This is a genomic window from Paenarthrobacter sp. Y-19, from assembly GCF_029223985.1.
GTDB lineage: Bacteria > Actinomycetota > Actinomycetes > Actinomycetales > Micrococcaceae > Arthrobacter > Arthrobacter nicotinovorans.
This window is the reverse complement of record NZ_CP119414.1, coordinates 1-17,104: the sequence shown is the minus strand read 5'-3', so window position 1 is coordinate 17,104 and position 17,104 is coordinate 1. Positions and strand designations below refer to the sequence as shown.

Below are 17,104 nucleotides of genomic sequence, written 5' to 3'. Positions count from 1 at the left end.
TCACTTGGCCTTTCCGGAAGATGTGGCCGCGTCCACGGCATTCGCCCCGAGGAAGCGGACGAAGATAAACGCCACGAGGAAGATCACCAGGAATGTAATGGTCGATAGCGCCGCCGCTGTATTGAACCCTTGCCTGATTTGTTGGACAACAAGGATGGACAGCGTGGTGGTGCCGTTCGCGCCCTGGGTCATGATGGCGGGGAGATCGTACATGCGCAGTGCGTCGAGGACACGGAACAGGATGGCCACCATCAGCGCCGGCTTCACCAGCGGCAGGGTGATCAGGCGGAACCGCTGCCAGGTGGACGCGCCGTCAACCTTGGCGGCTTCGTAGACTTCGTCCGGAATCAGCTGCAGGCCCGCCAGGATCAGGAGGGCCATGAACGGCGTGGTCTTCCAGACGTCGGCAATGATGATTGCCCACTTGGCCGGCCATTCCGAGCCGGTCCACAGGATCTGGGTACCGAACAGCTTGTTGGCGATGCCTTCGAAGGCGAAGATGAAGAACCAGAGCTTGGCGGTAACGGCCGTTGGGATGGCCCACGGAACCAGGACGGCTGCGCGGATCAGGCTGCGTCCGCGGAAGGCGCGGGCCATGATGATTGCCATCCAGAAGCCAAGAACGGTCTCGAAGGCCACGGTAACCACCGTGAAGAAGAAGGTAGTGCCCATGGAGTCCCAGAACTGGGCTCCGAGTGTGCCCGGAGGGCAGGCCAGCGAGCCGCCGCCGGGGGCCGTGCATTGCTGCAGCAGCCAGTGCGTGTAGTTTTCAAAGCCGGCCGGGCCGCCCTCGGAGAAGAACCCCGTGGCCGGGTCGAGGCCGGAGTCCTTCTGGAAGGACATGATGATGGCGTTGAGCACCGGGTAGATGATGACGATCGCCAGCAGGATGAGCGACGGCGCCAGGAGGGTGTATGCCCAACGGCCCTGCGTAAGCTGCTTCCGGTCGGCGCTTTCGCGACTGGGCATCGTGTGTCCGGAAGCCGCCGTCGCGTCTGGTTTTTGTAGTTCTGTTGACATGTCAAGACTCCTGTCAGGGAGAAGGCCGTGGCCGGCAGTCCGGCTGCCCGCCCCTCAGGGACAGGCAGCCGGACTGTAGCCCGGGTGGTTACTTAGCTCCGGCCGACTCAATAGCCGCTTGCATGTCGGAGATTGCCGCATCCACGGTCTTCTCTCCCTTGAGGGCAGCGTAGGCATTGTCCTGCACAGCCTTGGTGACGGCGGGGTAGAACGGCGTCACGGGACGCGGAACCGCGTTCTCGATGGACGTCTTCAGCACAGGGAGGTACGGCAGCTTGGTCACGAGTTCCTGATCGTCATACAGCTTGGTCAGGACCGGGGCCAGCGAACCCTGGGTAGCGTAGAAGCGCTGGGTTTCCTCGCTGGTGATGTACTTGATGAAGTCCGCAACAGTTGCCTTGTTCTTGGAGTAGACGCTCATGGCGATGTTGTGGCCACCAAGCGAGGAGGCGCCGGGGCCGTCCTTGCCCGGGAGGGGTGCCATCTTGAACGTGTCCTTCACAGTGGAGGAACCGTCGGTCTTGGCCAGGTTGTACACGTACGGCCAATTGCGGTGGAACAGCAGCTTGCCGGCTTCGAAGGCCTGACGTCCCTGCTCTTCCTGGAAGGTGATTGCTTCGGTGGGGATGTTGCCATCCTTGTAGGCGTTCACCAGGTTGGTGAGGCCGGCCTTGGCTTCGCTGGAGTTCACGGCAGCCTTGCCGGAATCATCAACGATCTTGCCGCCTGCCGAGTTGATGGCTTCAGCAGCGTTGACCGTCAGGCCCTCATACTTCTGGAACTGGCCTGCGTAGCAGCCGATGTTGTTCTGCTTGGCGATCTCGCACATTCCCATCATCTCGTCCCAGGTCTTGGGCGGGTTGGGAACAAGGTCACCACGGTAGTAGAGGATGCCGCCATCCGAGCTCTGGGGGGCTGCATACAGGGTGTTGTTGTAGGTGGCGCTCTTGACGGTGGACTCGAGCATCCCGTCCGTGGAGATTGCGGTCTTGTCCTTGAGCGGCTGCAGCCAGCCCTTGGCAGCGAACTCAGCAACCCAGATGAGGTCGACGCTCATGACGTCGTAGTTGGCGTTCTTGGCCTGGAAGTTCTGGACCAGGTCATCGTGCTGCTGGTCGGCCTGGTCCGACTGCTCCTTGAACGTTACTTTCTCGTCCGGATGGGCGGCGTTCCACTTTTCGATGAGGGGCCGGACAACGTTGCTGTTGTCCTTGCCCTGGACGTAGGTGATCGGCCCGCGGCCGTCAAGGTTGTTGGCTGCGTCGCCGCTGGCACCTCCGGAACTGGTGCCGCCGCCACCCCCGCCGCCACCACAGGCGGTCAGGGACAGAGCCAGGACTCCGGCTACAGCTGCCGGAAGCAGGAACTTTTGGATTTCATGCTGGGAACTCCTCGGTGAGTGGACCAGGTTTTTCCGCGGTGCGGTTGATGTGGTGAGGCTCACAATAGTCACGGGAGGAAGCAAAATGCAAGCGCTTACACGCGTCGTGACCACAACGATACAAAGTAGCCTGATTATTCACGCCCACCACCCTGGAAGCGGGGACTCTTTCTGCCGACATGGATGCGTTTTGGGATGGTCGCGGCCTTGAGTCGATTTGATTGCCCACTATTGCCTATGGAACAGTGGGAAGCGTGGATGAACTCGAAGCACTGCAGACCATTGGACGGCTCATCAAGGAAGAGCGTCTCGCGCAAGGTCTCAGTCAGGTGCAGCTGGCCAAACAAGCAGGAACCGCCATCAAGACAGTGCGGACACTGGAGTCGGGCACGCGACGCACGCAGGAAATCAACCAACGCAAACTCGAGCATGCCCTGGGTTGGCGTGCAGGATCGGTGTCCGAAGTCCTCAAGGGCAAATCGAACTTCGCACCGGACATGATCACGCCGGACGACATGCGCTCCGGGGACGACTCACGGCAAGGACCACCCCGCATTGCCGTTCCCGCGGCACCCGTCGCCCGGGCCTCACATCTTTCCGACGAGGAACTCCTCGCAGAGCTCACCTACCGGATGATGCACCGCAACAGGGGCTGAATGCCCTGTTCTTCGCCGGCGCTCCTTCAGTTCCGGCGCATCGGACGGTTGGCCAGTTGCTGCAGATATTCGTTGTAGGCGTCCAGCTCAGGGTCGCCGGCCACGGCGGACTTATGGGCGGCCGCAGCCCATCCCCGGGCCTCGTCCCGCTGCCAGCGCACCAGAATGAACATGAGCAGCAGCACTCCCGGCAGTTCCCCGTATGACCAGGCCAAGCCTCCGGCCATGCCCTGGTCCGCCATGGGGTCGAGGCTCCAACTTGCCGGTGGGGTGGCGAAGAATTTGACCATCGGAGCCGTTGCCATCATGATGACCACGCCGAAAAAGGCGTGCAGCGGCATCTCGGCAAAGATGTCGAGCATACGACCGAAGTGCGTCTGCCGCGTGGGCAGCGGGTCTGCCGAGATCAGCGGCACGGTGAACAGGACGCCCGCAGCGAGGAACAGCAGTTCCAGCCCCACGTGCCCGTACCAATTCGGCAGCAGCAGGTCCGCGAGGCCGGAAAAATAGACGCCGTAGAAGCTCAGCAGGAACAGGGGCACCATGAAAGCCGGGTGGATGGCCAATCTGCCCCAGCGTGAACGCAGCCCCCACATGGCCATCCTCAAGACGGGCCGGCCGAAGCGGCCATGAGGGGTTGCCCGCAACAGCAAGGTGCCCGGAGAGCCGATGACCAGCAGCGGAGGCACGGCCATCATCAGGGTCAGCTGTTGGAACATGAAGACGGAGAACATCCGCAGTCCGTAGCCCTCGATCCCGGCGCCCATCACAACCATAATGGCCACGCAGCCGAGCAGGAACGACGCCGTCCTGACCGGCGACCAGTGCCGGCCCTTGCGCCAGAGGCTGATGGCACCGGCGAGGTAGAACACCGCCGCCAGCAGTGTCATGGCTGGAATCAGCGGAACCGGCTGAAGGTTCGGCGCGAGGTACTCACCCAGCGAGGGTGGCAGCGAGGGAAGCCAGACGGGGCCCTCGATTCCAGGCTCGCCCATCTCAGCACGCCCACTTGGTGAACGCGCCGTGTACCGGGGTGCTGTCTAGCCGTTGCTGACCGCTTGGAGCCTGTCCTGGCCCGCGTGTCCGACGTGCGTGAGCCCGAGGTCGAGCAACATCCGCACATGCGAATCCGCCAGGGAGTAATACGCCATCCGGCCGGCCCGACGGACCTGCACTACACGCGGTCCGCGCAGCAGCCGCAGCGCATGGGAGACTCCTGATTCGCTCAGCCCGGTGGTGGCAGCAAGATCGCACACGCACATTTCCCCATCGAGGAGGGCAATGAGGATCCGCACCCGGCCCGGGTCCGAAAGCAGCCCGAAGATCACGGCCAGATCGTTCACGTCCGACTCGGCAGGCATCCGCGCCCTGACCTCCTCGACCCGGTCGGCGTCGACCACACGGACTGCGCAATCGCTGCCGGCCCGACGGGGCGTCGCCTGCCGTGCCCGTGCTGTTCCAGTCATCCATCAAGACTACCCCTACCTGCGAATGCGTCGCATTTGTCTTGCCCTAAGGCGGCCGTCGAAAGGATGACGGACACAGAGTCCGGCCGTGCTTGGCGTGGCCACGAATTAACGTCTGAACAACTCTACATATATTCTGGAGTGGTGCCGGAATGCCTGGCACCTCCCGGCCAAGGGCTGAGGGAGCCGGGCCGGGGATCAGCACCTAGGAGCCATCGTGACTTTGAAAGCCGCACTTGCAGGAGGCAGCCCGGCCATTTCCCCGGGACTGCCGTTCCTGATCGCGTCGGGCGTGACGGCTGTGATGGCGGACGGTGCTGCTGTCCTGCCCGCCATCCGGCAGGCCCGCGCATGAGCGGGCACGATCACGCTTCCGAAGCATCGGTTCGGCGCAGCAAACTCATCACGGTCTTCGCCATCACCTTCACCGTGATGATTGCCGAAATCATCGGCTCCGCACTTACCGGGAGCCTGGCGCTGTTGGCCGATGCCGGGCACATGTTCACCGATTCCGCCGGGCTGTTGATAGCGCTCGTCGCCGCGTCGCTGGCCATGAAGCCCGCCACGCTGAAACGGACCTGGGGCTATAAGCGCGCCGAGATCATCGCCGCGGCCGGACAGGCGGCATTGCTGCTCGCCGTCGGCGGCTTCGTCATCGTCGAGGGCGTCCGCAGGCTCTTCGAACCACCTGAAATCGGCGGGTCCACGATGCTCTGGTTCGGCATCATTGGCCTGGCCGGCAACGCCGTAGGCCTGGTAATTCTGGCCTCCGGCCGGAACCACAACTTCAACATGAAGGCCGCCTTTCTTGAGGTCCTCAACGACGCCCTCGGATCGGTAGCGGTCATCACGGCGGCCATCGTCATAGCCGTCACCGGCTGGCTTCAGGCCGACGCCGTCGTGTCCTTGATCATCGGCGTCCTGATCATCCCGCGGACCCTGAAGCTGCTCCGCGACACCGTGAACGTGCTGATGGAATCCACTCCCGAAGGACTGGACCTGGCCAAGGTGCGCGACCACATCCTGGCTCTCCCGCACGTCATCGATGTTCACGACCTTCATGCTTCGCTTGTGGCCTCCGGAACTCCGGTGCTCTCGGCGCACGTTGCAGTGGAAGACAGCTGCATGACCGACGGCCACGCGGCCGGCATCCTCGCTCAGCTGCAGGCATGCCTCGCCCAGGACTTCGACATCAGCGTCGAACATTCCACCTTCCAGATCGAACCAGCATCCCACCGCGACCAGGAAAGCATCCACCACTGATGACGCACAGCAAAACACTGCCCCAGCCCATGGACAAGGCAAAGAAGGTCCGGGTATTCATCTGGGTCCTGCTGGCTGTCCTCGTCGCCGTTGGAGTGATCTGGTACACCGTATTTACGCTGAACAAACCCGCTCCGACAGAACCTACGCCTGCTGCTGAAGCCCAAGTGGTCCGTGACGACAGCCATCGAGTCACCTCCCCGGCTGTCGAAAAGGCACAACTGGTGGAGTTCCTGGACTTCGAGTGCGAAGCCTGCCTCGCCGCGCAGTCGGTGGTCGAGGAACTGAAGAAGGAATTCGGAGACCGCGTCACCTTCGTCCACCGCTACTTCCCATTGCCGGCACACCGCAATTCGGCCACGGCAGCCCTCGCTGTAGAAGCAGCCGCCCAGCAGGGCAAATATGAGCAAATGTACGCAAAAATGTTCGAAACCCAGGCGCAGTGGGGCGAGAAGACGGAGTCCCAAGCACCCCTGTTCCGCACATTCGCCGGGGAACTGGGCCTCGATCTGAGTGCCTACGACGCTGCTGTGGCGGACGACAAGACCAAGGAACGGATCAAGAAGGACATCGCGGACGGTACAACCCTGGGAGTGAAAGGAACACCGACGTTCTTCCTCAACGGTGAGATGCTCACCCTGGACACCGAGGCACAATTCCGTCAGCTCGTAGCCGATGCCGTGAAATAGCTGACCACCCGCCAAGCGGCCCGTTATCATTGCCCCGGACTGCCCCGGGCAGACGCCCGGGAGCGGCTTAGGCGCCTACCTGTCCCTGGCCAACCAGCAGAATTGCAGAACACTTCGATGAAACTCTTTACAACGCGACTCCTGCGCATCCGCTTGGTGATTGCCGCCGTCGTCCTTTCCCCTGCGGTCGCCGCAGCTCCGGCGCAGGCACACGCCGCCGCGGAAGCGATGTTTCCGGCCAAGGAGACCACCACCGTCCAAAACCCTGCCCAAGCCCGCACCGCGACACCATCGCCGACGCCCGAAGCGACTTCGCCGTCCAGCACCCCTGCCCCGGCGACTGAAACCACACCGGAACAGGTCAAACCCAACGATGACAACGCTCCCCTGGCCGTAGGCATTGCTGCCGCGATCCTGGTTGTCGCCGCCCTTGTCCTCTACATCGCCCAAAAGCGCAGGGACAAGACATCCGCGGCATAGGCACCCGAAGCTGCCCGGGCATTAGTTTCCGGCTTGGCGCCTGACCATTTCATTGATCCAGGCCGGGGCGAACGGAGAAGTGCAGTTGGGTGGCGTTGGATAGTCCTTCAGCACTTCCAACCGCTCGCCGATGTACAGGGCACGCGGACGGTACTCCGGGTGTTCAATCCCAATTTGCGCCAGACAGTTATTCATTGCCCACTGCAGGCGGTCCGGGGCGTCCTTCATTTCTGCTTCGATAATGTCCAGCAGTTTTCCGAGGTCCAGGCCTTCGGGGCGTTTGACCACACGTTCGGCGGTCAGTGCCCAGCCAGCACTGGACACCACAGGATCAGGGTCGGCAAACCATGCCACCCTCAAATCCTCAGCAAACGGGCTTTTCTTGATGACGTAATTGACGAACCAGTCATGTACTTTGGGTCGCTTGGCTTCCCGGAGCATGGCGTCGAGTTCGTTCTTTCCGAAGTCCCTGGGACGGCAGATCAGAAGTGACAGAAGACGCGCAGCGGTGTCGCCCGTGGACCACAGTTCGCGGGACAGATCCTGCTGGATTTTGAGCCTCTTGGCTACAGCACGAAGCTTGCTGAGATTCACCCCGTGATCGTCGCCGTGCTTCTCATTGACCTCGCGGGCCCGGGGATCCTCCAAGGCGGCAAGCTCCGCCAGGACCGCGTCCAGGGAAGATTCGGGCGCCATTGATCCTGCCACTGCTGTCTCCTGTCCTCCGATGGCAGAAACTACTGCTGCGTGCCGTCCTTGAACAGTCCGGCAATCTTAGCGCCGAGGTCCTTCACGTTTTCGGCTACGTCCCCGGCAATTTCCTTTGACTTCTCCGCGACGTCACCGGCCAATTCCTTGGCATTCTCTCCAACGTCACCGGAGAAGAACTCCTTCACGTTCTCTGCGGCTTCACCAGCGAATTCCTTGACATTCTCCACAGCGTCACCAGCAAATTCCTTGGCATTTTCAAGTGCGTCGCCTGTAGCGTTCTTCGCGTTCGATGCCCCGTCATTCACGGCGTCGGCTCCAGTGTTTTCCTCAGTCATGACGAACTCCTCTGTCGGGTTGTGGCTTTGCGCATCAAAGGAGGTTTCCCCCTCTGGCTTCAAACTATTTGCAGCAGCGGAATTACGCAACGTCAGCGCACCCGTTCGGCTTTCGTGAATCTTGAGCGCGCCCCCGAAACCATGTGCACCAGCACCGGTGTCTTCTGTCCGATGACGAGGTCCAGTGCTTCGACCAGTTGTGAGACCTCCGCAGCCAGGAGGTGGGGTGCCACGCCCTGGCGCGGTTGGATGCGTATCCGCAGACCCGGTTGACCCTTGAACTCATAGGTTGCCACTGACACCCCGGCAAGGTCGGTTCTTTCCGTCAACGCAGCCCTCAGTGCCTGTTCGGCGACGCCACCGCCAATCCTGACTTCGCCGTCGACATTGCTGTCATCATCACTGGCGACCAGGAGGTTGGCCCGTCCTTTGCCCTGCTGTGACAGCCACGCAATCATGGCGACGATGAGGGCCACCAGGACCACACCCGCCACAATCCACAGCCAGCTCTCTTCGCGTCCGGGAAACCGCGTCTGCCGGAAGGCATTCTCAGCTCCGGCCCAGACGCCGGCAGCCCATCCATGCCACCAGGCGGCCACTGCAGGGACAGTCGCCAGCAGCAGGAGCAGAAGACCCACCGCCAGGAGTTTGATCCCGATGATGAAGAGCAAGACGCGGTTGAGTGCCCGGGGTGTTCCGTTCACGCCCCAATCACCCCCGACGACGCCAGGTTGACCCGGACCGTGGGCATGGGAACCGGCGACATCTCCTCAAGTTCAGCCTGCACAGCCGCGAGCACGGCGTCGTGGCTCACGCGGCTCCCGGATGTTGGCCGCACATTGACCACCACTGTCTGTCTGGAAACCACCACCATCACCTGCTCCTGGGTAACATTCGCTGCCATCCGGGCACGACGGGCAAGTGCGGAGGCCAGGACTTCGTCGTCAACCACGACGGCGGTCCGCGGGTCCCGGAGCAGATGGCGGGCCCGCCTGCCAGGCAGCACTGCGTGGAGCAGGAAGAACAGCCCTACCATGGCGACCACGGCACCGCTCGCTCCCAGCAGGAGGGGTGAAATGCCCTCAGGTAGGGCGATGATGCGTTCGGCAGCAGTGGTGGGATCAACCAGCCAAGGAGGCTGGCCGACCGCACGGACTCCGGCTTCCAGCAACGCGTATACGCAGAGAATAATGACGAGCACCGCAGCAATGACGGCGGCGCCGGCCCGTGATGAATGGGTCTCGCGACGGAGGATACGGCTCATCGCGGGGTCCTCCCCCGCCACCGGCGCGGCGTCGTTGTCCAGGCCCACGGCCATGAACTTCCCGGTTTCCTGGTCCTGTGTCATTGAACGCGGCCTCCCTCCCTGACCTGGGCCCCACTGATCCTGATATCCACCCTGCTCAGCTGGGAACCACTGAGCCGGGTCACCGTCTCGAGGACTCTGGATTTGGCAGCTACGGTGCGATCCCAGATGGAGCCCCCGAAACCCTGGACACGCCTGGGATCCCGGAGTACTTCCGTCAAAGCCGGAACGCTGATGGGTGCGACAATCGACAAAGCCAGCAGGCCGTCGTCGTCCGCCCAATCCGCGCGGATGTCGCTGGCCTCAACGCCGAGCGCCTCGGCGGCAGCGGCGCGGGCCAGGGAAGTCAAAGCCTGGGTACTGATCCGGTTATGGCCGGCCAGGCTGGTGGTGGTGTACTCCACAGCCTCAGCCACGCTCATGACGAAGAGCGCCGGCCCGTAATGGCGTCAAGGACACTTCTAAGATCCAGTTTCCCTTCGGCGGCCCGCCCCAACAACGCTCCGATTCCCATGAAAAGCAGTGAGATGAGGAAACCCCACAGCCCGAACGAGAACGACATGAACGCCACGAAGGCTCCGATCGCGATTCCCACTACGGTCATGCTCACTGGAGTGCCTCCCTTTCCACCACGACGGTCTTGGCCCCGGGCTGTTTTGCCGGCGGCGCGATGAAAACGTCGGTAATCTCTATGTTTACTTCGATTACCTGAAGGCCAACCAGTTCTTCGACAGCGCGGTACACCGCCGCCCGGACCTGATTGGCGACGCCATGCAAAGGATGGCCGTAGAGGGCAACCAAGGTGATGTCCACTGCCACTTGGGTTTCGCCCACCTCGGCGCGGACGCCCGCTGCGTGGTCTGAACTGCCGACAGCGTCACGGATCGCGCCAAGAGCGCGGGAAGGACCTGAACCAAGAGAGTAGACACCGGGCACTGTGCGGGCAGCGATACCTGCCACCTTCGCCACCGCGGCCTCGGAGATGATGGTGCGTCCGGTACCGGGAATCTCGCCCCCAGGCACAGGATCCGGCTGCACGTTCTGGACTTCCATGGAGCACTCCCCTTCTCTTGAGTACCACCCTAGCGTCTAGCTACGACGCTTTGGAGACAAGGGGTGCGCGCGGCGGTGCCCTAGGAGCAGTTCTTCTCTGTCCACGTCTGGATGGGCTTCATGAGTTCCTCGAACTGGCCATCGCCGTACTTGCTGAAATCCGACCCCGCGGACTCAGTGAAGGCCCGCAGTTTCTCGAACGACGGCTTCAGCTCTTCCGGCACCTTGCCCTGCATTTTCGACAACTCATCCTTGGCCTTCTGGATGTCCTCAGCATTTCCGCCGGTCATGGCTGCCAGGGGGAGAATGGTGACGCTCAGCATGGTGGCGCTGACAGACAGGCAAGCCTCTGACATTGAGGTGAATTGGCCGTATACACCGTCGGTTCCTGCCGAGCCGTCCGGGCTGGGCGCGCTGGCGGAAGCGGAGCTTGAACCCACTTCCGCGGCGGGGGTTTCGGACGCCGCCGCCGGGGTGTTTTGAGCTGCCGGCGATGGTGAGGAGCAGGCGCTGAGCGTCAGCATTGCGACGAGACCGGCAGCTGCCAGGCGGCCGGAAAAGGACAGGCGTGAACGTTCGATGGCGACCATGAATTCCCCCAAAAAGATGCGTGCGATGACAAGCTGGCAGGCCAAGAATACTTCGGCCATCGCCCCGAGGCCAGAGACGAGTTATCCACAAGGCCCGTTTCCAGACTGGGAGGCGACTGGAAACCCTGCCTAGACTGGCCGACACATCACCTGAAACAGCTGCTGGGGAGCTTCGCCATGCCACGCCTTACGTATGCCGCTTTGTTGCCTCTCCGTGCGCGAACGGCGGCAATCGTCGTTGTCGCAGCGGTGCTTCTCAGCGGCTGCCAGGGCGGGTCACCCACTGCGGGCAACTCGGAAACACACACGACGACGGCGTCGCCACCTCAAGTGTTTCGTCGCCTGTTGCTTCGGCTGCTCCGCCTTCGTCGGGTGCGTACAAGCCGGCGGATGCTAGCGGGAAGGCGCAGAACGTGCCGGTGCCTGTGATGCCCGAGTTGGCGAAGGAGAACTCCAAGGCGGGGCTGGAAGCGTTTATTCGGTACTGGTACGCGCAGATGAGCTATGCCTACGAGACGGGCGAAACTAAGCAACTGCTGTCCCTTAGTAGCCCGGCGTGTACTCTCTGCGCTTCTCTTGAGAAGGGCATCGAAGCAGGTTGGCAAGAAGGTCGCTGGATCAAAGGCGGAACACTCCGATCCGCAACGGTTGAAACGGACTTCAATTCAACCGCGTCCACGCAGGTAGCCGCAGTTCAAGTCATTCAAGAATCGATTGAGATAAGAACGCCGGACGGTTCGCTCTACCAAGAACCTACTGCGGCAACGAACTCAGCGAGTCGGGCAAGTCTTCGGTTCGAGGAGAATCACTGGAGCATGATCGATCTCGGTTTGATCCGGTAACCCATGGCGAAGCTAGGGAGAATATCGCTACTTCTCGCCGGAACATGCTGCATCCTGTTTGCCGTCCCGTGCCAATCAGCCGTAGCGAAGGACCCGAGAATTGACATCGGCTATGTTGACAACGGCTTGAAGTTGACGGGAACTCAATGGTCGCGAGACCCGATTACCGGCCAGTTCATTCCTTATGTCGGCCCCGCCAGTTCCTCCACCGCCGAGGACCCCAACCAGTACATGGCCGATACCCACTGCCGTGCCGACGGACCCGACACCAAAGACCCCGGCTGCGACGCCCTCGACTGCCCCGCCACCACACCCGGTGGCCCAGAAGGCACCCCCGTCATCTGGAAAGAAGCCCCCAAAGCCATCACCAACCCCGGCTGGACCAACTGGATCCCCATCACCGGCCCCACCTGCCTCTATGACGCAGAGCCGAAAAACGTCCTGGCCGACATCGCCGCCCGCATCCTCAACGACTTCCGCCAACTCCCCATCAACCCAGGAAACCTACAAGCCCAACCCTTCCCCCACACCCTCAAAGGCGGACCCACCAACTTCTACACCACCGCCACCGAACAAACCTTCGACGTCACCATCCTCGGCCAAGCCATCCACCTCACCGCCACCCCCGCCAACCACACCTACACCTTCGGCGACGGCACCACCCTGGGCCCCACCCCCGCCGCCGGCTACCCCATCCCCGAAGCCGAATGGCTCACCACCGAAACCCGCACCAGCCACAGCTACACCCAAACCGGCAACTACCCCGCCACCATCACCACCAGCTTCACCGGCACCTACTCCGTCAACAACGGCCCACCACTACCCATCAACGGAACCCTGGACCTGACCACACCAGCCACAACCATCCACGTCTGGAAAACACAAAGAGCACTCGTCGCCGACACCTGCCAACAAAACCCCAACTCCTGGGGCTGCCCCACCACCGAACCAACGCATTAAGGCCTCGGAACAGTAGCTTCCTGACCCGTTTTGAACCCGAAACAGCTCGAAACCGCGGGAAAAGCGCACTCAACGGCCTCAAACAAGGTCACAAAGCCACACCACCCAGGTGCCGACGTCGAATCTTGCGGAAACCCCTGTACCCCCACCATCCAATTCGAGGGCGGACAGCCCGGCAACACATCCAACACGGTGTATTGGATCCCTCACAGTGTCAAAGTGGGTGGCGGCGGTACGCGGGGACGGAGAAGCCGCGTCTTCAACGGAGATCCTGGGCCTTAAAAGAAGAAAAGCACCAGTTCCAAAGAACTGATGCTTCCCAGTGGTGGCTCCGACCGGCGTCGATCCGGTGACCTTTCGATTTTCAGTCGAACGCTCTACCAACTGAGCTACAGAGCCTAGGTGACATGTCACCTTGAGAACCGAATTTCTTCGGCGCTCAGAGCGACCCTGACGGGACTTGAACCCGCGACCTCCGCCGTGACAGGGCGGCGCGCTAACCAACTGCGCTACAGGGCCTTGCGTTTGCAGTATCTCTACCGCGTTTTTTTCAAGGCTTCTAGCTTACCAGACTTTTTCAGTCCGATTTACCACTTCCTTGCGTACCCCCAACGGGATTCGAACCCGTGCCGCCGCCGTGAAAGGGCGGTGTCCTAGGCCGCTAGACGATGGGGGCCTGAACTCAATTCGGATTTTGCAAAGAAAAGGGACGCTTTACGCGTTCTTTCCGTGTCTCGCTCGTCCGAACTGGACTCTAAAACTTTAGAGCATAGATGCCGATATTCCCAAATCGAGGTTGGAGGACCATCCCGGGCCCCCGCTCGCGAGCGCGCCGACGGGTTGGATCCCACCCCTTTGGGGGCTTCCTAAGAGTCGAAAGGTCACCCCTCGCGGGACCCGAGAACGGAAGCCCGCGAACATTGGCAGGATCTTGCCCTGACGCGTCCAAAAACCGCCAGCCGTCCCGGCCGATGCCCCGATAGATTTGGCACATGACAACCACTTCCCCGGCCGAACCCGGCCAGCCATCCCCGAGCCTGCCCCCGCGCACCACCCCCGCGCCGGGAGCGGCCATCAGCAAACTGGGCATCGCTGCGGTCATCGTTACCGTTGTCCTGTGGGCATCCGCGTTCGTGGGCATCCGGGCGGTCGGCCCCAGCTTCTCCCCCGGGTCGTTGACGCTCGGGCGTTTGGCGGTCGCCGCCGTCGTTCTTGGCATTGTGGTGCTGCCGACGCTGAAGGTCTGGCCGAAAGGCCGGGAGTGGCTTCCGATCGTGGCCTACGGGGTGATGTGGTTCGGCGGCTACAACGTCGCCCTGAACGCCGCGGAACACATGCTCGACGCCGGCACCAGCGCCATGCTGATCAACGTCTCGCCCATCCTCATCGCCATCCTGGCGGGAATCTTCCTCAAGGAGGGCTTCCCGCGGTGGCTGCTGATCGGCAGCGGGGTGGCTTTCTGCGGTGTGGCGATGATCGCCTTGGGTTCGGGGCAACGTTCGACGGCGGATGTCGCCGGAGTGCTGTTGTGCCTCCTCGCCGCTGTGCTCGCCTCAGTGAGCGCAATCCTGCAAAAGCCCGTGCTCCGGAAATTCTCAGCAGGCCAGGCAACGTGGTTCGGCATCATGGTCGGAGCGCTTTGCTGCCTGCCGTGGGCAGGTCAGTTGGTGACCGAAGTCCAGGCAGCGCCTCTTCCGGCCACGCTCGGCCTGGTGTACTTGGGCATCTTCCCCACCGCCATCGCCTTCACCACGTGGGCGTACGCCCTCTCGCTGATCTCGGCCGGCAAACTCGCTGCCACGACATACCTGGTGCCGGGAACAACGATCCTGATCTCTTGGGCCGTCCTTCAGGAAGTACCAACCATCTGGGGTTTGATCGGTGGAGTGGTGTGCCTGGTGGGCGTTGGGCTCACACGGCGTCGGACCAGCTGAACCTGCCGCTAGCGGGCCATCTCTGCCAGGAGTTCACGGTGCGTGGGCGGGTTGGCCCCCGGACGCCCGACAGTGATGGCGGCTGCCATCGACGCGATGCTGCCGATCCGCTCCAGCACGGTTGGCGCCAGCCCGTCGCTGCCACGCAACAAAAGGCCCATGATGAGCGCCGACATGTAGGAATCGCCCGCGCCAATGGTGTCCGCCACGGTGGACGGCACGGCGCGGACCCGAGCTGAAAGTGGCGCGTGGCCATCAACGAGCCCTTCGCACCCTCAGTCATGACCGCCAGGGTGGTACCCAGCGTCAGAAGATGGCTCGCGATATCCTCCAGTGCCTTGCCCGGGTAGAGCCAGTGGGCGTCCGAGGCACTCATCCTCACGACATCCGTCAGCGGCACAATTTCCTCAAAGAGGGCAAGTGCTTCGTGATGGCTGCCCAGGAGATCGGTGCGGATGTTGGGATCGTAGGTGACCATGCAGCCTCCCTGCGCCTGCTCCAACAAGCTCCGGACCACTCCGGCGCCGGGCTCAAGGAACGTAGCAATGGAACCGGTGTGCAGGATGCGCGGCGCATACGGCAGTGCCAAAGGGGCCAGCGCCCACTCAATGTCGAAGGTGTAAGCGGCCGAACCGTCGGCAGCGATCCTGGCTGTCGCCGTCGCGGTCTTTCCCATGGACTGGGACCCGGGCAGCAGCACCACCCCGCGCTCTGGAGGTGCGCTGCGATGGCGTCACCCCGGGGGTCCCGGCCGATCGCCGTCAAAAGACCGGCTTTCACATCCAGCCGGCCCAACCCGTAAGCAACGTTGGTCGGCGAACCGCCGGGGTATTCGGCCTGGCCGTCGGGCGACTGCACGATGTCGATCAGCGCCTCGCCCACAACGACGACGTCGAGGGGTTCAGACATGGGGGAAGCGGTGGAAGTCATGCGGTTCCTGTGTCTATCGGAAAGGGACTGAGATCAGTATCCCTCATGACATGGGGCGCCAATACAGCCGTGGCGGACTAAAGTCGAGTCATGCCCGCGAATCTTCCTCCCGGACTTCCCATCGTTCCCGACGGCGAGCGTCCCTCTTCGCCGCTGCCGGAGCGGAACGCGCCGCACAGGCCGCCCTTCCAAATGTCCCCCGAGGAGTTTGAAGAAGCCGTCAGCGACGCCCTGCAGCTGATTCCGGCCAAAGCCGCCCGTGCCATGGACAACGTGGCAATTTTCATTGAGGACGACTACACCCCGCAGCCGGGGGAAAACCCGGACACAGTGTTGTTGGGACTGTACGAGGGCGTGCCGCTGACGGAACGGGATTCCTGGTGGGATGCGGGCTCCCTACCGGACCGCATCACAATCTTCCGCCAGCCCATCCTGGATATCTGCGGCAGCCGCCAGGAAGTCATCGATGAGGTTGCCATCACCGTGGTTCACGAGATCGCACACCACTTCGGGATAGATGACGATCGCTTGCACGAGCTCGGCTGGGGCTAGCCTTGTATGCATGGGGCATGATCACAACCACTCGCACGGCGTTACCGCAACCGGAAAGCACCGCAAACGCCTGATCGCCGTCCTGGGCATCACCTTGGGCGTCGTGGGCATCCAAGTGGTCGGCGCCGTCGTTTCCGGTTCCCTGGCGCTGCTGGCGGATGCCGGGCACATGCTCTCCGACGCTGCAGGTGTCTTCATTGCGCTCATGGCCGCATGGATCGCCACCCGCCCGGCCAGCGATCTGCGGACCTACGGATACCAGCGCGCAGAGGTTTTGGCTGCCTTGGCCAACGCTCTGATCCTCATTGTGATCGCCGTAGTGATCATGATCGAAGCGATCCGTCGGTTCGGCGAAGCCACCGAAATCCAGACCGGCGTAATGCTGTGGGCTGCAGTCCTGGGCGCCGTCGCCAACCTGGTTTCCCTCCTCATCCTGCAGGGAGCGCAAAAGGAAAGCCTCAACGTCCGCGGCGCCTACCTTGAGGTGCTGGGCGACCTCCTGGGCTCCATCGCGGTCATCGTGGCAGCAATCGTGATCATGACCACCGGATTCTCGGCTGCCGACCCCATCGCCTCGGTCCTCATCGCCCTGATGATCATTCCCCGTGCATGGCATCTGCTCCGCGACGTGGTGGACGTACTTCTTGAAGCCACCCCCAAGGGCGTGGACGTGAACATGATCCGCGAGCACATCATGGCCGTGGACGGTGTGGTGGAAGCACACGACATCCACATCTGGACCATCACTTCCGGCGTACCGGTGTTCTCCGCCCACGTGGTGGTGCAGGACGAGGTGCTCAATGCCACTGGCGCGGACAGCATCCTGGACCAGCTGGGCTCCTGCCTTGGCCGGCACTTCGACACCGAGCACTGCACGTTCCAACTGGAGCCCGTCAGCCATTCCGAGCACGAATCGCACCAGCACGCCTGAAAAGC

The 17,104-nt window shown here is 62.4% G+C and carries 22 protein-coding genes, 3 tRNA genes and 1 pseudogene; 10 read left to right on the top strand and 16 right to left on the bottom strand.

Annotated features, from left to right (window positions below; all coding sequences use genetic code 11):
* Together PYR64_RS00130 and PYR64_RS00125 are read right to left on the bottom strand one after the other, a co-directional pair.
* Positions 1-969: a sugar ABC transporter permease gene (locus tag PYR64_RS00130; RefSeq protein WP_018779527.1), complete on the bottom strand. Its 969-nt coding sequence runs from the start codon at positions 967-969 to the stop codon at positions 1-3.
* Positions 970-1,108: 139 nt separating this feature from the next.
* On the bottom strand, positions 1,109-2,395 hold the full coding sequence (locus PYR64_RS00125; protein WP_275780038.1) for an ABC transporter substrate-binding protein: 1,287 nt from the start codon (positions 2,393-2,395) through the stop codon (positions 1,109-1,111).
* A gap of 260 nt (positions 2,396-2,655) precedes the next feature.
* On the opposite strand from PYR64_RS00125, the gene PYR64_RS00120 reads away from it, so the two are divergent.
* Positions 2,656-3,057 carry a helix-turn-helix transcriptional regulator gene (locus PYR64_RS00120; protein WP_026267420.1) on the top strand — a complete coding sequence of 134 codons (402 nt, stop codon included), beginning with the start codon at positions 2,656-2,658 and terminating at the stop codon, positions 3,055-3,057.
* 26 nt (positions 3,058-3,083) lie between these two features.
* On the opposite strand, the gene PYR64_RS00115 is transcribed toward PYR64_RS00120, so the two are convergent.
* Together PYR64_RS00115 and PYR64_RS00110 are read right to left on the bottom strand one after the other, a co-directional pair.
* A complete protein-coding gene (locus tag PYR64_RS00115) occupies positions 3,084-4,052 on the bottom strand; it encodes a cytochrome c oxidase assembly protein (protein WP_275777594.1) in 969 nt (322 codons plus the stop codon).
* 45 nt (positions 4,053-4,097) lie between these two features.
* Positions 4,098-4,523: a metalloregulator ArsR/SmtB family transcription factor gene (locus PYR64_RS00110; RefSeq protein WP_035734213.1), complete on the bottom strand. Its 426-nt coding sequence runs from the start codon at positions 4,521-4,523 to the stop codon at positions 4,098-4,100.
* Between the two features lie 217 nt (positions 4,524-4,740).
* Between PYR64_RS00110 and PYR64_RS00105 the strand changes: the two genes are divergently transcribed.
* The 4 genes from PYR64_RS00105 (at position 4,741) to PYR64_RS00090 (ending at position 6,955) form a co-directional block, all read left to right on the top strand.
* The gene (locus PYR64_RS00105) at positions 4,741-4,878 is read left to right on the top strand and encodes a hypothetical protein (RefSeq protein ID WP_275777592.1); all 138 of its coding nucleotides are present in this window, start codon (positions 4,741-4,743) and stop codon (positions 4,876-4,878) included.
* Positions 4,875-5,786: a cation diffusion facilitator family transporter gene (locus PYR64_RS00100; protein ID WP_275777590.1), complete on the top strand. Its 912-nt coding sequence runs from the start codon at positions 4,875-4,877 to the stop codon at positions 5,784-5,786. The genes PYR64_RS00105 and PYR64_RS00100 overlap by 4 nt, the downstream gene beginning before the upstream one ends.
* Positions 5,786-6,475 (top strand): thioredoxin domain-containing protein, encoded by a 690-nt coding sequence (locus tag PYR64_RS00095; RefSeq protein WP_275777588.1) that lies wholly within the window; start codon positions 5,786-5,788, stop codon positions 6,473-6,475. The genes PYR64_RS00100 and PYR64_RS00095 overlap by 1 nt, the downstream gene beginning before the upstream one ends.
* 117 nt (positions 6,476-6,592) lie before the next feature.
* Positions 6,593-6,955, top strand: a complete 363-nt coding sequence (locus tag PYR64_RS00090; RefSeq protein WP_275777586.1) for a hypothetical protein — start codon at positions 6,593-6,595, stop codon at positions 6,953-6,955.
* Between the two features lie 21 nt (positions 6,956-6,976).
* On the opposite strand, the gene PYR64_RS00085 is transcribed toward PYR64_RS00090, so the two are convergent.
* From PYR64_RS00085 to PYR64_RS00050, 8 genes are all read right to left on the bottom strand, one after another.
* Positions 6,977-7,651, bottom strand: a complete 675-nt coding sequence (locus tag PYR64_RS00085) for a DNA alkylation repair protein (protein ID WP_275780032.1) — start codon at positions 7,649-7,651, stop codon at positions 6,977-6,979.
* A 41-nt stretch (positions 7,652-7,692) separates the two neighbouring features.
* Positions 7,693-8,001 (bottom strand): hypothetical protein, encoded by a 309-nt coding sequence (locus PYR64_RS00080; RefSeq protein WP_275777584.1) that lies wholly within the window; start codon positions 7,999-8,001, stop codon positions 7,693-7,695.
* Positions 8,002-8,093: 92 nt separating this feature from the next.
* On the bottom strand, positions 8,094-8,705 hold the full coding sequence (locus tag PYR64_RS00075; protein WP_018779538.1) for a hypothetical protein: 612 nt from the start codon (positions 8,703-8,705) through the stop codon (positions 8,094-8,096).
* Entirely contained in the window at positions 8,702-9,349 is a 648-nt protein-coding gene (locus PYR64_RS00070; RefSeq protein WP_018779539.1) for a DUF6286 domain-containing protein, read from the bottom strand. Before PYR64_RS00070 ends, PYR64_RS00075 begins: the two co-directional genes overlap by 4 nt.
* Positions 9,346-9,729: a hypothetical protein gene (locus tag PYR64_RS00065; RefSeq protein ID WP_018779540.1), complete on the bottom strand. Its 384-nt coding sequence runs from the start codon at positions 9,727-9,729 to the stop codon at positions 9,346-9,348. Before PYR64_RS00065 ends, PYR64_RS00070 begins: the two co-directional genes overlap by 4 nt.
* Positions 9,726-9,917: a hypothetical protein gene (locus tag PYR64_RS00060; RefSeq protein ID WP_018779541.1), complete on the bottom strand. Its 192-nt coding sequence runs from the start codon at positions 9,915-9,917 to the stop codon at positions 9,726-9,728. The genes PYR64_RS00065 and PYR64_RS00060 overlap by 4 nt, the downstream gene beginning before the upstream one ends.
* A complete protein-coding gene (locus tag PYR64_RS00055) occupies positions 9,914-10,360 on the bottom strand; it encodes an Asp23/Gls24 family envelope stress response protein (RefSeq protein ID WP_018779542.1) in 447 nt (148 codons plus the stop codon). Before PYR64_RS00055 ends, PYR64_RS00060 begins: the two co-directional genes overlap by 4 nt.
* Before the next feature lie 80 nt (positions 10,361-10,440).
* The gene (locus PYR64_RS00050; RefSeq protein ID WP_275777621.1) at positions 10,441-11,010 is read right to left on the bottom strand and encodes a hypothetical protein; all 570 of its coding nucleotides are present in this window, start codon (positions 11,008-11,010) and stop codon (positions 10,441-10,443) included.
* Here PYR64_RS00050 and PYR64_RS00045 point away from each other — a divergent pair.
* Entirely contained in the window at positions 10,998-11,792 is a 795-nt protein-coding gene (locus PYR64_RS00045; protein WP_345799349.1) for a DUF6318 family protein, read from the top strand. The two genes, PYR64_RS00050 and PYR64_RS00045, sit on opposite strands and share 13 nt — an antisense overlap.
* 132 nt (positions 11,793-11,924) lie before the next feature.
* Entirely contained in the window at positions 11,925-12,752 is an 828-nt protein-coding gene (locus PYR64_RS00040; RefSeq protein ID WP_275777577.1) for a hypothetical protein, read from the top strand.
* 323 nt (positions 12,753-13,075) lie between these two features.
* Here PYR64_RS00040 and PYR64_RS00035 read toward each other — a convergent pair.
* From PYR64_RS00035 to PYR64_RS00025, 3 genes are all read right to left on the bottom strand, one after another.
* Positions 13,076-13,151: transfer RNA gene (locus PYR64_RS00035), tRNA-Phe, on the bottom strand.
* A gap of 46 nt (positions 13,152-13,197) precedes the next feature.
* Positions 13,198-13,271 (bottom strand) — tRNA-Asp (locus PYR64_RS00030).
* 84 nt (positions 13,272-13,355) lie between these two features.
* Positions 13,356-13,428: transfer RNA gene (locus PYR64_RS00025), tRNA-Glu, on the bottom strand.
* A 316-nt stretch (positions 13,429-13,744) separates the two neighbouring features.
* Here PYR64_RS00025 and PYR64_RS00020 point away from each other — a divergent pair.
* Positions 13,745-14,686 carry a DMT family transporter gene (locus tag PYR64_RS00020; protein WP_039239386.1) on the top strand — a complete coding sequence of 314 codons (942 nt, stop codon included), beginning with the start codon at positions 13,745-13,747 and terminating at the stop codon, positions 14,684-14,686.
* An 8-nt stretch (positions 14,687-14,694) separates the two neighbouring features.
* Here the strand turns inward: PYR64_RS00020 and PYR64_RS00015 are convergent.
* Positions 14,695-15,616, bottom strand: a pseudogene (locus tag PYR64_RS00015) (carbohydrate kinase).
* 90 nt (positions 15,617-15,706) lie between these two features.
* Between PYR64_RS00015 and PYR64_RS00010 the strand changes: the two are divergent.
* On the top strand, positions 15,707-16,168 hold the full coding sequence (locus tag PYR64_RS00010) for a metallopeptidase family protein (protein ID WP_193590754.1): 462 nt from the start codon (positions 15,707-15,709) through the stop codon (positions 16,166-16,168).
* Between the two features lie 10 nt (positions 16,169-16,178).
* On the top strand, positions 16,179-17,099 hold the full coding sequence (locus tag PYR64_RS00005; protein WP_018780272.1) for a cation diffusion facilitator family transporter: 921 nt from the start codon (positions 16,179-16,181) through the stop codon (positions 17,097-17,099).
* Positions 17,100-17,104 lie beyond the last annotated feature (5 nt).